General features: G+C 32.5%; 14 protein-coding genes. 9 read left to right on the forward strand and 5 right to left on the reverse strand.

Features of this window, described 5'->3' with window-relative positions:
• The first annotated feature begins 5 nt into the window (after positions 1-5).
• From EI427_RS23550 to EI427_RS23565, 4 genes are all read left to right on the forward strand, one after another.
• Positions 6-4,262 carry a DEAD/DEAH box helicase gene (locus tag EI427_RS23550; protein WP_126619667.1) on the forward strand — a complete coding sequence of 1,419 codons (4,257 nt, stop codon included), beginning with the start codon at positions 6-8 and terminating at the stop codon, positions 4,260-4,262.
• A gap of 163 nt (positions 4,263-4,425) precedes the next feature.
• Entirely contained in the window at positions 4,426-4,734 is a 309-nt protein-coding gene (locus tag EI427_RS23555; RefSeq protein WP_126619669.1) for a DUF4212 domain-containing protein, read from the forward strand.
• Positions 4,735-4,790: 56 nt separating this feature from the next.
• On the forward strand, positions 4,791-6,485 hold the full coding sequence (locus tag EI427_RS23560) for a sodium:solute symporter family protein (RefSeq protein WP_126619671.1): 1,695 nt from the start codon (positions 4,791-4,793) through the stop codon (positions 6,483-6,485).
• A gap of 1,197 nt (positions 6,486-7,682) precedes the next feature.
• Positions 7,683-8,552 (forward strand): DUF808 domain-containing protein, encoded by an 870-nt coding sequence (locus tag EI427_RS23565; RefSeq protein WP_126619673.1) that lies wholly within the window; start codon positions 7,683-7,685, stop codon positions 8,550-8,552.
• A 169-nt stretch (positions 8,553-8,721) separates the two neighbouring features.
• Here the strand turns inward: EI427_RS23565 and EI427_RS23570 are convergent, their stop codons facing one another.
• The gene (locus EI427_RS23570; protein ID WP_126619675.1) at positions 8,722-9,270 is read right to left on the reverse strand and encodes a DUF3944 domain-containing protein; all 549 of its coding nucleotides are present in this window, start codon (positions 9,268-9,270) and stop codon (positions 8,722-8,724) included.
• Positions 9,271-9,510: 240 nt separating this feature from the next.
• Here EI427_RS23570 and EI427_RS23575 point away from each other — a divergent pair, with 240 nt between their 5' ends.
• Complete coding sequence (locus EI427_RS23575) at positions 9,511-10,833, forward strand: DEAD/DEAH box helicase (protein WP_126619677.1); 1,323 nt, start codon at positions 9,511-9,513, stop codon at positions 10,831-10,833.
• A 346-nt stretch (positions 10,834-11,179) separates the two neighbouring features.
• Here the strand turns inward: EI427_RS23575 and EI427_RS23580 are convergent, their stop codons facing one another.
• On the reverse strand, positions 11,180-11,695 hold the full coding sequence (locus EI427_RS23580) for a lipase family protein (RefSeq protein ID WP_126619684.1): 516 nt from the start codon (positions 11,693-11,695) through the stop codon (positions 11,180-11,182).
• A 201-nt stretch (positions 11,696-11,896) separates the two neighbouring features.
• Here EI427_RS23580 and EI427_RS23585 point away from each other — a divergent pair, with 201 nt between their 5' ends.
• Complete coding sequence (locus EI427_RS23585) at positions 11,897-12,586, forward strand: HAD family hydrolase (protein WP_126619686.1); 690 nt, start codon at positions 11,897-11,899, stop codon at positions 12,584-12,586.
• Positions 12,587-12,840: 254 nt separating this feature from the next.
• On the opposite strand, the gene EI427_RS23590 is transcribed toward EI427_RS23585, so the two are convergent.
• Together EI427_RS23590 and EI427_RS23595 are read right to left on the reverse strand one after the other, a co-directional pair.
• Positions 12,841-13,479, reverse strand: coding sequence for a YiiX/YebB-like N1pC/P60 family cysteine hydrolase (locus EI427_RS23590; protein ID WP_126619688.1), 639 nt, complete (start codon positions 13,477-13,479; stop codon positions 12,841-12,843).
• A 194-nt stretch (positions 13,480-13,673) separates the two neighbouring features.
• Positions 13,674-13,982, reverse strand: coding sequence for a hypothetical protein (locus EI427_RS23595; RefSeq protein ID WP_126619690.1), 309 nt, complete (start codon positions 13,980-13,982; stop codon positions 13,674-13,676).
• Positions 13,983-14,305: 323 nt separating this feature from the next.
• On the opposite strand from EI427_RS23595, the gene EI427_RS23600 reads away from it, so the two are divergent.
• Complete coding sequence (locus EI427_RS23600) at positions 14,306-15,694, forward strand: sigma-54-dependent transcriptional regulator (RefSeq protein WP_126619692.1); 1,389 nt, start codon at positions 14,306-14,308, stop codon at positions 15,692-15,694.
• Positions 15,684-17,042: a sensor histidine kinase gene (locus EI427_RS23605; RefSeq protein WP_126619694.1), complete on the forward strand. Its 1,359-nt coding sequence runs from the start codon at positions 15,684-15,686 to the stop codon at positions 17,040-17,042. Before EI427_RS23600 ends, EI427_RS23605 begins: the two co-directional genes overlap by 11 nt.
• Before the next feature lie 76 nt (positions 17,043-17,118).
• Here EI427_RS23605 and bla read toward each other — a convergent pair whose 3' ends face one another.
• A complete protein-coding gene (gene bla, locus EI427_RS23610; protein WP_126619696.1) occupies positions 17,119-17,874 on the reverse strand; it encodes a subclass B1 metallo-beta-lactamase in 756 nt (251 codons plus the stop codon).
• Positions 17,875-18,141: 267 nt separating this feature from the next.
• Here bla and EI427_RS23615 point away from each other — a divergent pair, with 267 nt between their 5' ends.
• The gene (locus EI427_RS23615) at positions 18,142-19,116 is read left to right on the forward strand and encodes an NADPH:quinone reductase (RefSeq protein WP_126619698.1); all 975 of its coding nucleotides are present in this window, start codon (positions 18,142-18,144) and stop codon (positions 19,114-19,116) included.
• Positions 19,117-19,136: the final 20 nt, after the last annotated feature.

The raw sequence follows: 19,136 nt of genomic DNA on the forward strand, positions 1-19,136 counted from the left end.
TAACTATGGATTTTTCAGTAGAACGCTTTCATCAATTTCAAGCACAATTTGATGGTTTAGATAAAGAAACTAAATTAAAATATGCAGCAGTAATTGTTACTTCCGGAATGAGGGGAGAAGCAAAAACAACTTTAAAGAATACTATTGCTCCATTTTTCTTTCAATTGTCTACCATCGAATACAGCAATGCCTTTACAGAGCTGATTGAAAAGATGAAAGGTGCTGAAATTATTGATGTCTTTATTTTAAATAGAGGACATTATCATTTTACTATCCATGTAGAATATTATTTAATTGCTCTTTATTTCTTAAAAGAATGTAGGGGTGAAAACTTGGTAGAAAAAATAATCTCGACAATTAGAGTAGATCAAAAGTTCTACCCTGATATGTTTGGAACTGCAAAGTTTAAAAAAGAAAGTATTATAAGGGAGTTTGTTTTAGATGACATTAGATTGAATTATCATTTAATGACCATGAATTACTATACTCCAATCGAAGGGGAAAATAACTCCTATTTAGAAGCATTAATTTATGGACTTTTTGCCCTCTTTGGGTTGAAAATTAAAGAAGATACGCTTTCAGAAAATCTTAATCTAGAAGATTTCCTTATTATTCATAATCACCTTTTGTATGCCATAAAAAACGGTTCTATTGATAACAATACGGCCAAAAGTTTTATAAAAGCATCTAGCGCGAGCATAGAAGATGGTGGTGTGACAAACGCTTTAATTCTTGCAAATCAAGGTTACATAGCGTCGTCTTTAGAAGTCTTTGAAAAAGAGAATAATCTAGAGCTCGAATTTTATAAGATTACACCATTATTTATTGGTAAAAAGTACGATGAAGCCTTTACAATTCTTTTAAAAGAAACAGGAATTGATAAAGTTGAAACGCATTTAAAAAAGAAATCATCTAAATTTTGGGAAGAATTGGATATCATGAACGAGATCATTTTTCAGATCTTGTTTATACAGATTATACCCCAACATGTAGAACTTTTAAGAAACAGATATACTTATTTTACTAAGCAAAATAAGTATTACAATAAGTTGTTCATGAATTCGCTTTTAGATGCCCAATTACTAATAAAAGACGGTTCTGATGTTAATTGCGAATCGTCTAAATACGACCTTCGTTTACACATAAGTACCTTTATAGAAGAAGACTTAGAAAGCTTACCCAACTTTGCACAAGCATTACTTATTTGGTTACATGGCACTATTTGGGGCAAAGAATTTAAGATAAATCAAAACATAATAAATACCACTGTAAATAAGGCTTTGTCTTTACACAGAGGTGGTTCTTTATGGTTATCGGCTTTATTTGCTGAGGCTCATGGAGTATATCAAGAGATTAAAGAAGAGGATTTCTCTTTAGGGTATCTCATTGATAATGAAATGACATTGTTTAAAGATGTTATTCAAGAATCTAAAATTGAAGAGTGGGAGCTTGTACTTAATAAGCTAACCTTGCTTGCCGATAATTTTAAATCAATTGATAAAAAACAGAAAAAAGAGCCGTCTAAAGGTAGGCTTTTATGGGTTGTTGCAGACCACCGTTTGTATGTAGAACCTATGGAGCAAACCATTCTAAAAAATGGAAAGTGGAGTAAACCAAAGAAAATTTCTGATACCCGAATGCTTAAAAAAGCTGTAAAGGGAATGTTAGAAATTGATTTTGAAATTCTTGATAAAGCCATTAGAACGTATGGTAGAGGGTATTTTGATTTTGATGTTTTAGAAGTATGGAAACGTCTTCCGGGGCATCCTAACGTTGTATTAGAAAGTGATGATAACGTATCTGTAATAGTAGAAAAAAGACCGTTAGAATTACAAATTTTTGAGAAAGGAGACAATTATAAGTTGGGTTTTGATAAAGAGGTAAACATTGATTTTCCTTTAAAAAGAGAAACACCAACAAGAGTAGTCTATTATGATGTAGATAAGAAAATTAAGGAATGGAGCGAATCTTTTCCGTCTGACATCATTTTACCAAAAAAATCAAAAGACCAATTAAAAAAAGTGGTGGCTGCTTTAGGGCAATCGTTAAATATCCACTCTCACGTAAGTGAAATTCAAGAAGAATTACCTGAAATTAAGGCAGATAAAAAATTGCATGCCTTACTTACTCCAAGAGGTAATAACATCTTATTGGAACTCTACATGAAACCCTTTACATCTACTGCTCCCTATGTAGTACCTGCACAAGGGACAGAGGTTTTAGTAGAAGAGGTAGACCGTATGCGAACGCGTGCTGTTAGAAATTTAAAAGCAGAGGAGAAGGTTTTAGAAAAATTCTACGCACAAAGGCCACAGTTAGACATGACAAACGATGGACATCATGCGTGGGAATTATCGGATAGAGAAGAAACTTTAAATGCCTTATTGGAACTTCAGAATGGTGATGAAAAGCCAATTGTGGAGTGGCCAAAAGGGGTGAAATTTAAACTGTTAGGTCAAGTTGGTGGCGACAAATTAACCATGAATGTACAAACCAAAAAACGTGATTGGTTTGCTATTGGTGGAGAAGTTAAAATTAACGAAGAGGTAGTTGTCTCTTTAGAATCGTTATTAAAGGAATTTAAGAATGATCCGAACAGCAAGTACGTTCAAGTAGAAAAAGACCAATTTATTGCGTTAACAGATAGCTTAAGAAAACAACTTGCCGCTTTAACAAGTGTTGCAGTACAAGATAAATTAGAACTTAGAGTACACAAATTAGCTTCTTATGGAGTACTAAATGATTTAACCAAAGAAGCAGTAGTAAGAAGCGATACTACTTGGACAGACCTACAAACCAAGATCAATAATGCAAGTACAGAAAGTTTTGCAGTGCCAACTACTTTAGATGCAGATCTTAGAGATTATCAGGTAGAAGGTTTTGAATGGTTGTCTCAGTTAGCATCTTGGGGAGGTGGAGCATGTTTAGCAGATGATATGGGTCTGGGGAAAACACTCCAAGGTTTAGCACTTATTTTAAGTAAAGCGAAAGCAGGACCTTCTTTTGTTGTCGCTCCTTCTTCAGTAACGTTTAACTGGGTAAATGAGGTGCGGAAATTTGCACCAACAATGCGTGTTCATTTGCTTTTTCAAGCATCTGATAGAGAAAAAGTTGTAGCCCAGGCAGGGCCTTATGATTTGGTAGTTTGTAGCTATGGTTTATTGCAATCAAACTACAAAATGATTGTAGAAAAAGATTGGAACATTGTTTTATTGGATGAGGCGCAAGCTATTAAGAATAAAACAACCAAGAGGTCTCAAGTAGCCATGCAATTACAAGCCAATACAAGAGTAATTACTACAGGTACACCAATAGAAAATAACCTTTCGGAACTTTGGAATCTCTTTCAATTTATAAACCCAGGGTTATTAGGTAATTGGGAAGCATTTAATAAAAACTTTGTATTACGTATTGATAGTGGCGACCAGCAACATGCTAAATCTGCTAAAAAAGTACTGCGTCAATTAATTGCTCCATTTATTCTTAGAAGAAAGAAAAGTGAAGTACTAGATGAGCTTCCTAGTAAAACAGAATCAGTATTGTCTGTAACTATGACAGATGATGAACAAACACTTTATGAGGCACACAGAAGAGCAGCCTTAGAAGAAATTGAAGACATAATTAAGAAGAAAGAAAAACAAAATACACATATTCAGGTACTTGCTGAACTTACTAAATTAAGACAGCTTTGTTGCCATGCTAGTTTAGTAGACCACGAGTGGCAAGTAATGGGAAGTAAAGTGAAACTGCTTCTAGAAACCGTACACGAACTCAAAGAAGGAGGACACAGAGCTTTAATTTTTAGTCAGTTTGTTGGCTTCTTGAGCATTATTAGAAAAGCACTAGATAATGAAGGGGTTTCTTATCAATATTTAGACGGATCAATTCCTTTAAAGAAAAGAGAATTGGCTATTAATAATTTTCAAAATGGAGAAAGTGATGTTTTCCTAATCTCTTTAAAAGCTGGTGGAACAGGATTAAACCTAACTGCAGCAGATTATGTTATTCATATGGATCCATGGTGGAACCCAGCAGTAGAAGATCAGGCAACGGATAGAGCATACAGAATGGGACAAACAAGACCAGTTACTGTATACCGTTTGATTACAAAAGATACCATAGAAGAAAAAATGATTGCCCTCCATGCAGACAAAAGAGAACTTGCCGATGATCTTTTAAGTGGAACGGGTAAAGCAACGAAATTAAATACAAAAGAACTCTTAAAACTATTACAGACTAATGGTCCGCTTTTAGATGTTTAGTAAGTTCTTATCAATATTATATTTTAGTAACACAAAATAATTGTTCATATATTATTCTGTGCTCTTTTATTAAAATCTCACTAATTAATTCTATAATTATTAGTGAGATTTTTTTCTTTTCTGTAGATTATGCTTTTTAAACAAACAAAAACTACTGCATTTTATGAATGAACATTCAACAAACGAAAAGAAGAATACTCAGAAAGAGGCCTTAGCTACATCTTTATCTAGAAAGCGTTATTGGCAAAATAACTTAAAGTACTTAGGGCTATTGTTAGGAATTTGGTTTTTATGCTCTTTTGGAGCAGGCATTTTATTTAAAGATACACTAAACGAAATAAGAGTTGGTGGTTTTAAATTAGGTTTCTGGTTTGCTCAACAAGGTGCAATTTACATTTTCACGCTTATTATAATTGCCTATATCATTTTAATGAATCGTCTGGATAAAAAATACGACGTTCAAGATGATTAATTTAGATTGAATAGCAACTTATTTACACCAAAAAACTTTTTAACTATTACAAACTTATGAGTGTTCAAACTTGGACCTACATTATAGTAGGCTTTACGTTCTTAATTTATATTGGTATTGCAATTTGGACGAGGGCAGGTTCTACAAAAGAATTTTATGTTGCAGGTGGTGGCGTATCTCCATTAGCCAATGGCATGGCTACAGCAGCAGATTGGATGTCGGCTGCATCTTTTATTTCTATGGCAGGGTTAATATCATTTATGGGGTACGATGGCGGTGTTTACCTTATGGGTTGGACTGGAGGTTATGTACTCTTAGCATTATTACTTGCACCTTATTTGCGGAAGTTTGGTAAGTTTACTGTTCCCGATTTTATTGGTGATAGGTATTATTCTCAGGCAGCAAGAACAGTAGCTATTGTAGCGGCATTAATAGTTTCGTTTACCTATGTTGCTGGGCAAATGCGTGGAGTAGGTGTCGTATTTTCTAGATTCTTAGAAGTAGACATTAATACAGGAGTTATTATAGGTATGGCACTTGTTTTTATATATGCTGTTTTAGGCGGTATGAAAGGAATAACATACACACAAGTAGCACAATATTGCATTTTAATTTTTGCATTTATGGTACCTGCAATTTTCATCTCCATTCAACTAACAGGAAACCCCATTCCACAATTAGGTTTTGGCGATACACTCGTTAATTCTAATGTTTATCTATTAGATAAATTAGACCAGTTATCTACAGATTTAGGTTTTACAGCATATACATTTGGACAAAAATCTACTATTGATGTGTTTTGTATAACAGCTGCCTTAATGTTAGGAACGGCAGGTTTACCTCATGTAATAGTACGTTTCTTTACAGTACCAAGAGTAAAAGATGCAAGAACATCTGCAGGATATGCACTTGCCTTTATTGCTATTCTTTATACTACAGCACCTTCTATTGCTGCATTTGCAAGAGTAAATTTAATAGAAACAGTAAGTAATAAGGAATATAGTAGTATGCCAGAATGGTTTAGTAAGTGGGAAACAACTGGACTAATTGCATTTAATGATAAAAATAATGATGGCAAAATTCAATATGTAAAAGATGCAAGTATCAACGAATTACATATAGATAGAGACATTATTGTTCTAGCCAATCCAGAAATTGCCAACCTACCTAATTGGGTTATTGCACTTGTTGCAGCAGGAGCATTAGCGGCAGCATTATCTACTGCTGCGGGTTTATTATTAGTAATTTCAGCATCAATTTCTCATGATTTATTAAAGAAACAATTAATGCCAAATATCTCAGAAAAAGGAGAACTTATAGCCGCAAGAATATCAGCTGCTTGTGCAGTGGTGGTAGCAGGGTATTTTGGTATTCATCCTCCTGGTTTTGTGGCTGCAGTAGTCGCTTTAGCATTTGGTTTGGCAGCAGCGTCATTTTTTCCTGCAATTATTCTTGGTATTTTTTACAAAAGAATGAACAAGGAAGGAGCTATAAGTGGAATGGTTATCGGTTTATTAGCAATGATTTTTTATATCATGAAATTTAAGTTTCACTTCTTCGGAGAAACTACAGCAGCAGATTGGTGGTTCGGTATTTCTCCAGAAGGTTTCGGTACAATTGCAATGCTTATTAATGTTATTGTAGCAGTGGCAGTAGCGAGTTTTACAGCCCCTCCTCCAAAAGAAGTAACTGATATGGTAGAAGAAATTCGTTACCCTAAAGGAGCATCAAAAGAAATTATAATGCATTAATAATTTATAGATCAAAAGTCTTTATTTCCCTCATGATTACTACCTTTATACAAGTAGTGGTCATGAGGTTTTTTTATACTAACTATTATTGAAATGGGTTTCTTTCTCAAAAATTGTTTAAGAAAACCTCAAGTAAATCAACTTTGTAGGGACGTTTAATTAAACGTCCTATAAAGCAGAGTAATCTCTTTTACTATAGGACGTTGCACTGCAACTTTCCTACATGTTGTATATAGCAGTTATTTAAGTTTTAATTTGATGAGATTCTTATCAATTGTTTAAAAAAACCTCAAGTAAATCAATTTTGTAGGGACGTTTAACTAAACGTCCTATATAGCAGTGTAATCTCTTTTACTATAGGACGTTGCACTGCAACCTCCTTACATTTTGTTAAGATATAGCAGTTATTTAAGTTTTAATTTGATGAGATTCTTATCAATTGTTTAAAAAATCTTCAAGTAAATCAACTTTGTATGGACGTTTAATTAAACGTCCTATAAAGTAGTGTAATCTCTTTTACTATAGGACGTTGCACTGCAACTTCCCTACAAGTTGTTAAGATATAGCAGTTATTTAAGTTTTAATTTGATGTTATTCTCATCAATTGCTTAAGAAAACCTCAATTTAAATCAATTTCGTAGGGACGTTTAGCTAAATGTCCTATAAAGCAGAGTAATCTCTTTTACTATAGGACGTTGCACTGCAACTTCCCTACAAGTTGTTAAGATATAGCAGTTATTTAAGTTTTAATTTGATGAGATTCTCATCAATTGTTTAAGAAAAACCTCAAGTAAATCAATTTTGTAGGGACGTTTAATTAAACGTCCTATAAAGCAGTGTAATCTCTTTTACTATAGGACGTTGCACTGCAACTTCCCTACAAGTTGTTAAGATATAGCAGTTATTTAAGTTTTAATTTGATGTTATTCTCATCAATTGCTTAAGAAAACCTCAATTAAATCAATTTTGTAGGGACGTTTAATTAAACGTCCTATAAAGCAGTGTAATCTCTTTTACTATAGGACGTTATAGTTACATCCCAACCATATACAAGATTAAAGAAAGAGCAATAAAACCTTAGAAGGTAATTCAAGTATAATTTAGTAAATAAGACTAACTTTTAGCTAAGGATATATAATCAATTATTTTTTTATTAATTTCATCTTTTAGAATAAAACAAAAACTTAAACACATTCAATGGCTTCAGGATTTTTCGCATTGCTCGATGATATTGCCGTAATCATGGACGATGTAGCAGTAACAGCAAAAGTTGCAACGCAAAAGGCAAGTGGTATTTTAGGAGATGATCTTGCTGTAACAGCAGAAAAAGCATCTGGTTTTCAATCTTCTAGAGAGATTCCTGTACTATGGGCTATTTGTAAAGGCTCTTTCATAAATAAATTAATAATTTTACCAATGGCATTTCTGCTTAGTGCTTTTTTACCTTGGTCTATTACCCCAATACTCTTATTTGGAGGTGTGTATTTAGCTTTTGAAGGAGTAGAAAAAGTATATCATTATGCTTTTGCAGGCGGACATACAAAGACTGCTGAAGCAAAGATTTCTATGACAGAGGAAGAAGCGTTAGCAAACGAAAAAAAGAAAGTGAAATCTGCAATTGTTGTAGACTTTATATTATCTATAGAAATAGTAATTGTTGCTTTAAGTTCTGTAATGGAAGAAGACCTTACAGTGCAAATATTATCCGTTTCTTTGGCTGCTATTATTGCAACTATCGGGGTGTATGGCTTGGTCGCATTAATTGTTCGAATGGACGATTTTGGCTTAAAACTTATTCAGTCTACAAATGGTAAAAAAGGTATTGTTCAAAAAATTGGTTTGCTATTAGTAAATGCTTTGCCTTGGGTAATTAAAAGCTTAACCGTTATTGGTACTGTGGCAATGTTATTAGTTGCAGGGGGTATTTTTGTACATAATGTACCTGCAATTCATACACTTTTACACGCAATACCAACTATTTTAAGCGAATTACTAACTGGTACTGTTGTAGGGACGGTGGCACTTCTTTGCGTAACATTATTTTCATCTTTGTTTAAGAAAAAATAAAAATTGAGCATGTTGCTTTAATTGTACTCTGCCAGAATTAATTTACTCTAGTGAACTTTAATTTTGGTGGAGTATGGATATAAAAAAAGACTACCCCAAAAGAGTAGTCTTTATTATTTTTAGATTGTAATGGTTTACATACCTCGTTGTTTACCAACGGATAATTGTTTTATCTTGTAGCATCTACATAATCGTAGATGTTTATATTTTTGCTTGAATCTAAACGTAACAACGCTATATATAAAACTGCAGGAACAGCTACTCTAAGAGCAGAAGATCTACGGATTTTGGTTGTCATGCCTTCACTAAGTAATACATTAAAAGGTAATTCTTTAACTCCAGAATTTTTTAACCCAATAGAACGATCACAAAGTGTATCTATAAAAATTTCTTCTAATTGTATTACAGGTGTATTTTCTTTGAAATCAATTTGTAATACATTGAAAATATTTTCTAAAATAGTTGAATAAGGCAACTGATGTTGTCTCAAGAAATCTCCAACAGTTTCATTTGCTAAATATTGAAGCTCCAGAGCAATACGGTCACTATATTTAAAATAATCTCCTTCATATAATTGAGCTTCTAAACAATTACTCAGACGCTCTCTTCTACGGTAATTCCCATTTTGCTCTAATGTAAGAATATCAAATAATGTTGATAATTGTTCATTAGAACTCTGTTCGAGAAACCAAAGATTTTTATCTGAGATCATATTCATAACACTTATAGGTTTGATTATTTTACAAAGTATTTAGGTGTGTATACTTTTTAACTGTTAAAAAGGATACTTTTATTTAAGTTTGTTGCATTTGATTAACGTATGATTACAACTACATAGCTGTTTTCTATAAAATTCATAGTACTTTCGTGCACTATTTTTAGTGCATCTCATCGGAGTGGATTTTACTTCGTACATTCAGATGCTCGAAAGTAGCAGCAAATAAAAAAAACAAATAGAATGAGTTTAGTAGTACCATCTATAGAAGATATAAGAAAGCACTTAAAGTTTGAAACCTTTAATGCAATTCAGAAAGAAGCCATAGAGAAATCTAAAGATGCCAACGAGTTAGTAGTTTTAGCCCCAACTGGGTCTGGTAAAACTATTGCTTTTTTACTTCCTATTATTCAGAGAATAAATCCGAATTTAAAAGAAGTACAATGTGTAATTGTAGCACCATCAAGAGAGCTTTCTTTACAAATAGAGCAGGTTTTTAAAAGTTTAGGTACTCCTTTAAAAGTAAACTGTTGTTATGGTGGTCATTCTATGAAAGTAGAAATGAACAATATGCAAAATCCTCCTCATGTATTAATTGGTACACCGGGTAGATTGGCAGACCATATAGACAAAGAATCTTTTGATTACAGTGCTGTAGAAGCAATTGTACTTGATGAATTTGATAAAGCTTTAGAATTTGGTTTTAAAGATGATATGTCTTTTATAATTGAAGAGCTTAGGTCGGTTAATTTTAAGATGCTTACTTCTGCTACTAAAAACGATGAGCTTCCTGAATTTACAAAAATAGAATCACCGGTAATCATAGATTACTTGGGAGATCAAGTGCCTCCAAAGTTGAACCTGCAAATGGTGTATGCAAAAGGCGTAGATAAGCTTTATTCTTTATTAAAACTTATCTGTCATTTAAAGGCAGAACCTATGCTTATTTTCTGTAATCATAGAGCAGCGGTAGATAGAATTAGTGAAATCCTTAAAGAAAAAGGCATTGCACATGAATCTTTCCATGGTGGTTTAGATCAAGAGGAAAGAGAAAGAGCATTAACCAAATTTAGAAATGGTAGTGCAACTGTATTCATTACTACAGACTTAGCAGCAAGAGGATTAGATATTCCAGATATTAAACATGTAATTCATTATCAACTTCCTCCAAAAGAAGATGCATTTATACACAGAAATGGTAGAACTGCACGAATGGAGAAAGACGGTGATGCTTACTTGGTTTTATCAGAAGAAGATAAATTACCAGAGTATATAAAGAAAAAGCCTCAGAATTTACATGTTCCTTCAAATGAAGAAATTCCACCTTTACCTAAATGGATAACTTTATATATTAGTGGGGGTAAAAAGAACAAGATAAATAAAATTGATATTGTTGGTCTACTAATGAAAAAAGGTGGTTTATCAAAAGATGAATTAGGACTAATAGAAGTCAAAGATTTTATTTCTTTTGTAGCCGTTGATAGAAAAAAGGCAAAAGAAGTATGCGAATTGGTAAACAAGGAGCGTGTTAAAAAAATAAGACTAAGAGTAGCCATTGCAAGATAAGTGATAGTGCATTAGTACAATTAAACCCTACAGGAATAGTTTTTTCTGTAGGGTTTATTGTTTATAAGTGGAATGAAGTACTAGGTATCAAGGAAGTAAAGAAATTTGAATAATTAATAGGTGTATGTAATGTTATTATAATATTTTAATACAAATGTGAAGAAAATTTAAAAAAGCAGTTTGTTTGGAGTATTATTTGTTTATATTTATTTAACGAATATGAACTTTTCCTATTATTTAGGAGTAACTATTGTAATAAATAAATATCAAAAAATACTAGCTCTTCTTTGATCTATTTTGTTTCCCATATCAATCAATTAAGGCAAACTATTGTACTTTTATTTCATTATACAATCCTATAATCCCTTTGATTTTTAGGGAATGCATAGCCAAATAACTTAATAGGCAACGTACCTATTAAATCAAATCCAAAAATATAATGTTCTTGTATATTTATTAGAGTGTCAAACTCTTCTCTTTTTAATTGATTAAAAGGAGTAGGACTATCATACGTAATAATTTTTATGGGTTGATCAATAGCATCAGCCATAAACAGGCAGAAGACCTGAGCAATGGCACCACCTATACCAAAACCAATAACTTCTACAGTACAGATAGCGTCTTTATTAGATTTAATAACATTTTGAAGCTCTTTAGAACAGGCAAAGTAACTTTTTAAGTAGCCTGTATGTACTCCATTTCTTTTTTTATATTTTAGACGCACACTTAACCAATCTAAAAGATTTTCTGTTGGATGAAACTCAACAAAAAGAGTCTTTTTGAGAATTCTATATTTTATTTCAAAACCTTTCATATTTAATGAATGGAATTGCTTTGCCGAAGCTGTTGTTAACGGATCCATTTATTACAGTTGATTTAGGTGCTAAAAAGTTTCTTTTTCGATTACTTACAAAAGTAGTACTTGTGTATGTTATGTAGGTGAACAAAAAATCAATTGATGTTTAAATATTTACTATAATTATTCATATACTTTGGCAAATGCATAACATTAGATTTACTTTGTATTTTTATAGCGTTTATATACTGCCTTTAAATAGATAAAATGAAAGATAAAATTAAAGTTATTGCTTTTGATGCAGACGATACATTATGGATTAATGAACCGTATTTTAGAGTATTCGAGGAAGATTATTTTAATTTAATGAGCCATTATATGCCAAAAGAAGAGCTAAAAGCAAAACTTTTTGATTTGGTCATAAAAAATATCCCAATGTATGGTTACGGAACAAGAGGATTGTCTTTATCTATGTTAGAAGGTGCAGTTTTGTTTTCTGACGGGAAGTTAAAAGCTCATGAAGTTTTAGAGATACTGAACTTTGGAAAAAGAATGTTGGGTAACCCAGTAGAACTTATTGATGGTGTTGAGCAGACATTGTCTTATTTATCAAATAAATACAGATTGGTGGTTGCAACCAAAGGAGACCTTTTAGAACAGGAAAAGAAGTTAGAGAAATCGAATCTGCTAAAATACTTTCATCATACTGAAATTGTTTCAGAAAAAACAGAGAAAGAATACAGTAAATTACTCCAACATCTTGATATCGAAGCAGACGAGTTTTTAATGGTAGGGAACTCCTTAAAATCTGATATAGTGCCTGTATTAAACATCGGTGCACATGCATTTCATGTCCCATTCCATAGTACATGGGCACACGAAATGGTAGATGGTAAAGTAGAAGGAGAGAAGTTTAAGGAATTAAAAAAAATAACTGAAGTTATAGAAATTCTGTAGTTTTAAAAGACCACAGACTATGGATAAAAAAAACATAATGAAGGGATTTTTTATTTCGGTAATCAAAAAAATATTATTTATTGTTGTGGCTCTTTTTGAGAGTGCCATGACAATATTCTTTTTAGCCAGCATGATGGTCAGTAGTATATTTTACTACGTTGTACGCATAGTTACATGGCCCTATAGGTTCTTGAGAAACGGATACCTACGATTTTTTGGATCAAAAGAAAAAAAATCTTTATATACCAAAGAGCCTAAAAAGAAATAGGCTTAATATCTAAATAAGTAGATTTAGAAACACCTCCAGGATTTAAGCCCGGTTCACCTTCTGGAATGTTTATATTCAGTTGCTTAAAATAATTTATCCATATAGGGAAGAACGCCTGTGTATCAGGGTCTTTATATGTCATAGGATATAATTTAAAAACCTCTTTCCCATTGTTTGCTTCCTTATATGTTTCATAAACTAATTCAGAACAATAGTATTTGTCGTTATTAATATCAAAAACATCATCATATTGTTTCCCTAAATATTGAAAAGCATTTTTAGCAGCTTTAGGGGCAAGGTTAGCATATTGTTTTTTAACTCTACCTACAAGCGTACCTCCTGCAGCAATTTTTTTACTAAAAAACTGAGTAAAAGAGGTTTTTACAACTCCTTTCCCAACAGCTTCAATAATAAACAAGGAATCATTTTCTTCTACAACCAATGCACAGTGTGAAAAGTCTTTTCCTTGATAGCCAGATGTTACTTTATCTACGGCATCGCAAAAAGGACCACAGTCAACATCTTGGAAAATGATATCACCGGGTTGTAAATCATCTATTTTGAACGAAGAAGTAGTACAACCATATAGTAATACTATAGATAGACTAAAAAGTAGGTTTTTCATAATTGAATTTAAGACAATCTGTAAACCACGAAGGTACTCTTTTCAATTAAAAAATAATGATTTTACTTCATCAAATTTTTGATTAAAAATGTCAATTAGCTTAAAAAAATAAGAACGACCCATTAAAAATTAAACAAAAAAAAGACGCAAACCTATAGATTGGCATGCGTCTTAATTGTAGAATTATAAGAAAACTATTTAGCCCATTTCATATAAGGATATACGCCTGGAGTTTGGTCTATTGTTTTACCTGCGTTTACACCTTGAGCCTCATTTAACGTGTTAACTCCATTTTTATTTTGAATGTGATAAGCACCCTTACGGTTCTTAGCCATCACAACGTTATCATTATTAGATTTTATTGTTTTATCTGCTTTAACTACTGTAGTAGTTTTATAACCTTTTCTAATTTTATTTTTTTTCTGAATAGGATTATCAGCTAAAGTGCTTAAAGAAACTGCTCCTATTAATAATGCTGTGCTTAGTAGTGTTTTAGTATTCATATTGTAGAGATTTTATTAGATAAGTATTAATTACACTTATATATACTCCCTTTCTACGGGGTTTGTTTCGCAGGTTTACTTAATGAAAGTCAACAAAATAAGAGAAAATGAACTTTTTATTAACAGTTGATTTACCTCTCTAAAATAGGGTGATAGTCGTCATCTTTTTAAGTGTTTTTACCCAATTTTGTAAAGTAATTTTTGATGATTTAAAATAATAGAAGTAAAAAATAATGGTAAATATTATTTGAATTGAAAAATTATCCTTTTATTGTTGTGTACGAGAATGAACATAGATAATAATCTACACTAACCAAAACACAATGAGTAAGCCCTTAGGTAAAATTCTAGTCATAGATGACAATGAAGATATTTTATTAGCAGCAAAAATGCTATTAAAAAAGAATGCCGATTTAGTACAAGTTGAAAGCAACCCTGGTAAAATTCCGTTCCTATTAAAGAACGACTCTTACGATGTAATTTTATTAGATATGAACTTTACCAAAGATACTACATCTGGTAAAGAGGGTTTCCATTGGTTAGAACAAATATTAGAAATAGATCCTAGTGCAGTTGTTGTAATGATAACAGCTTACGGAGATGTAGAAACAGCAGTAAATGCTGTAAAGCAAGGAGCAACAGATTTTGTATTGAAACCTTGGAACAACGAAAAACTAATTGCCACTTTAACTTCTGCTGTTCGATTAAAAAAATCTTACGAAGAAGTAAAGGTTTTAAAAGAAGAAAAAACCGAACTGGCTACAGCATTGAATAAAGCTGCAGGTACAGATGGTATTGTAATAGGAGATAGTCCTGCTATGAAAAAGGTTTTTTCTCTAATTAGTAAAGTAGCAAAAACGGATGCTAATATCTTAGTTCTTGGTGAAAATGGTACGGGTAAAGAAGTAATAGCACGTGCAATACACGAACAGTCACTTAGAAACGATAAAGTTTTTATTGGTGTTGATATGGGATCGATCTCAGAAACACTTTTCCAATCCGAATTATTTGGGCATAAAAAAGGAGCATTTACAGATGCTAGAGAAGATAGAGCCGGTAGGTTTGAAATTGCAAATAAAGGAACATTATTCTTAGATGAGATTGGTAATTTACCGATGACTTTACAATCTAAGCTTTTAACTGTATTGCAAAAAAGAGAGGTAATTAGAGTAGGCGATAACAAACAAATTAACGTAGATATCAGGTTAATTTGTGCTACTAATATGCCTGTTTACGAAATGGTTGAAAGTAAAGAATTTAGACAAGATTTACTTTACCGTATTAATACCGTAGAAATTCACCTTCCACCATTAAGAGATCGTTTAGAGGATATTCCTTTATTGGTGACACACTTTTTAAATACGTACACTAAAAAGTATAGAAAAGATAAAATGAAAGTTTCTTCTGCAACAATGAAGAAACTCCAAAAATATTATTGGCCGGGTAACGTAAGAGAGCTCCAACATGCTTTGGAACGTGCGGTTATTATGGCTGAAGAAGATACTTTACAACCAACTGATTTTACTTTCTTGGTAGAAAAAAACAAAGATGAAGACAATTTCGATTTGTCAGAATTTGATTTAGATACTGTAGAAAAGATGATGATCCAGAAAGCAGTAAGTAAGTATTCTGGAAACATTTCTAAAGCAGCTAAATCTCTTGGTTTAACAAGAGCGTCATTGTACAGAAGATTAGAAAAACATGGTCTATAAACAATTCAGACTGCAAATAACATTAAGGGTATTCCTGTTGTTAATTTCTTCTTTTGTATTAAGTATCTTTTTACAATTAGAATATTGGGCAACGTCAATTTTTGTATTTGCAGGCATTTGCTATCAAGTCTTCTTATTACTTCAAAAATTAAATAGTGTTACGTTCGAAGTCAAGAAGTTTTTAGATGCTATAAACTACGATGATTTTACACAGACATTTACAGTTTCTAGGTCTGGTGATATTCAAGATGAGTTAAATAAATCTTTACAGAAATCGCTTACAAGATTTAAAGAATTAAGAGCAGATAGGGAAACCGATTTAATGTTCTATAAAAGTATAGCTCAGCATATTGATGCCGGTCTAATTGCTTTTAATCCAGATGGGAAAGTCATATTTTCTAATTTGATAACAAAGCGGATTTTTTCGGGGATTAAATCGGCAAATATTGAAGATTTTAAAAAGGTATCGCCAAAGTTATACGAGATATTTACAGATGATTCTGATGAAGAAATACATCACGTAAGTGTTCCAGGTCGTTATGATATTCAACGTTTAGTAGTACAAAAAATCACCATCTATGTAAAAGGAGAAGTGGTTAGGGTATTTAGTATGGATAGAGTACAAGAAGAGGTAGAACAAGCTCAAATAGAAGCATGGGAAGCACTCATTAAAGTACTTACTCATGAGATGATGAATGCTATGGCACCTATTGCTTCTTTGAGCAATACCGTAAATAACGAGCTAGATGAATTAAAAACGGAGTACCAAACCAATGGTACTGTACCTTCGGCAGAAGACTTAAGCGATATTCAGTTGGCCATGAATACTATTGAGCAGAGAGCTAATTCTATGTCTGCACTAGCAGAAGATTTTAGAGTTATGGCACACTTAAGAGATAGTGAACCTCAGCATATTGATAGTATTGCTTTGTGCAAAGAGTATATTGAGGGAATACAGCAAGAGTGCGACGAAAAGAACATTAAAATTGTATTTGAAGCAACACAAGATATTTTAATGATTACCGCAGATCCTATACAAATACGAACAGTAATAGATTGTTTGTGCAGAAATAGTATTGAAGAGTTATCAGAAACACAAAATGCGACAATAACAATCCGTTGTAATCAAGATGACCATAACGGTAGACCAATTATTCAGGTTATTGATAATGGCTCTGGTATTGATTTCGCTGCATTGGATAGAATTTTTGTGCCATTCTTTACAACAAAGAAAGACCATACAGGTATTGGTTTAAGTTTATCGCAACAAATAATGAGACGAAATAATGGTCGTCTTACTATTAAAAAAGAAAGTGATAAAGGAGCGGAGTTTGCTCTTCGTTTTTAAGATATTCTTGAAGATAAAAAGTAAGAAGCACAAGAGCATTCATTTGTTCTTGTTCTTTTTTTATGTTTATATATTCCTATTTTTGATCAAAAAGCTGAATTGTGTACGTAAATAAAGAAGAGTTCCCTGTCGGTCCATGCCCAGGGATAACAATTTCTACTTCATTATAATTATCACTCACCTTTTGTACAGTAGAAGACCAAAAATTTGTATCAGCATCAGCTAAGTTACCTTTACCTGCGTTCATTTTTTTAACAAGACATCCACCAAATAGAACTTTATCAGTTGGCTGGTACACTACAATATTATCTTCTGTGTGCCCTTTACCAAAATAAGAAGCAATAACTTCATGATCATCTAAAGTAAATGTCTTTGTATCTTTAAAGCCGTTTTGAGGTATAGGAAAACCTTTTTCTTTTGCTAAGTTAATGGTTTTAAAAGTAGCATAAGATGGAATATTACGTTTATGAAACTCAGGTAAACCACCTAAACAATCTACATGGAAGTGTGTAGGAATAACCCCTTTAATTTGTGCTTTTAATGAGTCTTGCACATAGTTTATTAAAGTAACTGTACTTGCACTATCTGTCGGAGAATCTATAATTATTGCTTCTCCATCATCAATAACAATCATACCATTACAAGCAACATCACCAAAATCTTGAGTATGTAAATAAGAAACATGAACAAGTGTATGTTCTGTTAGTGGTGTTACTTTAAGGATATCAGTAGTATACAATGTATGTTGTACAGATTTATCTTCTTTTGTTTTACAGCAAGAAAAGGTAACTATCAAACTGATGAAAGAGAATACAATGTTTTTGAATGTCATGCTTGTGGTGGTATTAATGAGAATTAAAGTTAAAAAGAAGAAAGCAATTGCTAGCTATACAGTAGACAGTAATAGTTCAATAATTATAAATTCTACAGAATTAGAAAGATGAAAAGAACTTATACTAGTTTTTAGATATAAAAAGCAAGATATTTAAAAAGGAAGCCTATTTTTATATTTTGGTTATCGATTAAAATGTGTTCAATAAGCAATACTTGTCGATAATCTGATACTTTGAAAAATATTACACCTTTATATACATACATTATGAAAGCAGCTTGGTATACTGAGCAAGGAAAATCTGAAGAGGTTTTCTTTATTGGAGAACGCGATGAGCCTCAACCATTAGAAGGAGAAATTCAAATTAAGGTGGAATATGCAGGTGTAAACCCTGGTGAGATATCTAAAAGGATTGCTCGTTTTGGTGGAGAGATGCCTTATCCATTGGTTATACCTCATAGCGATGGAAGTGGTATTGTAACTAAGATTGGTGTTGGTGTAGATAAACACTGGTTAGGTAAGAAAGTGATGTGCTTTGGTGCTCAATCTTATAGACCTTTTGGTACAGCGGCAACATATACTTGCGTACCAGCTACTCATGTATTCGAGTTAGATGATTCTATTGATATGCAGCAGGCAGCCCAAATGGGTATACCTGCAATTACTGGGCATTATGCCGTTTATAAAGCAGGTGATCCTAGAGGAAAAACAATTCTTGTTAGCGGTGGTGCTGGTGCTGTTGGGCAATGTGCAATTCAGTTTGCAAAACGCGGAGGAGCTAAAGTAATTGCTACAGTACGAAAACAAGAAGATAGAAAAATAGCACTTTATGCAGGTGCTGATGAAGCCATTTGTACGGATAAAGAGGGGTTAAAAAAACTAGCTACTTATAAAAGAACAATTGATCATATTGTTGAAGTTGCTTTTTCTAGCAATTTAGAACTAGACAATCAATTACTAAAAGTAGGAGGGAGTATTTCAACTTTTGCAACAACAGACGGTACACCAAAAATTCCGTTTTGGCAATTAGTTTTTGATAATATCAGTATCCATTTTTTAGGAAGTGATGATTTCCCATTAGAAGCAAAACAGAAAGCAATGCGAGAAGCTGCAAACGCTTTAGAAGCAGGTTGGAAGGGTTTATCAATTTATAAAATATATCCTTTAGAGCAAATTGCAGAAGCACATAATGATGTGGAATTTAAGCGTACCAAAGAACGTATATTGCTAAAGATTTCTTAAATAAAAAAGCATCGTCAAAA

Origin of the sequence: Flammeovirga pectinis (assembly GCF_003970675.1) — a bacterium.
Classification (GTDB): domain Bacteria; phylum Bacteroidota; class Bacteroidia; order Cytophagales; family Flammeovirgaceae; genus Flammeovirga; species Flammeovirga pectinis.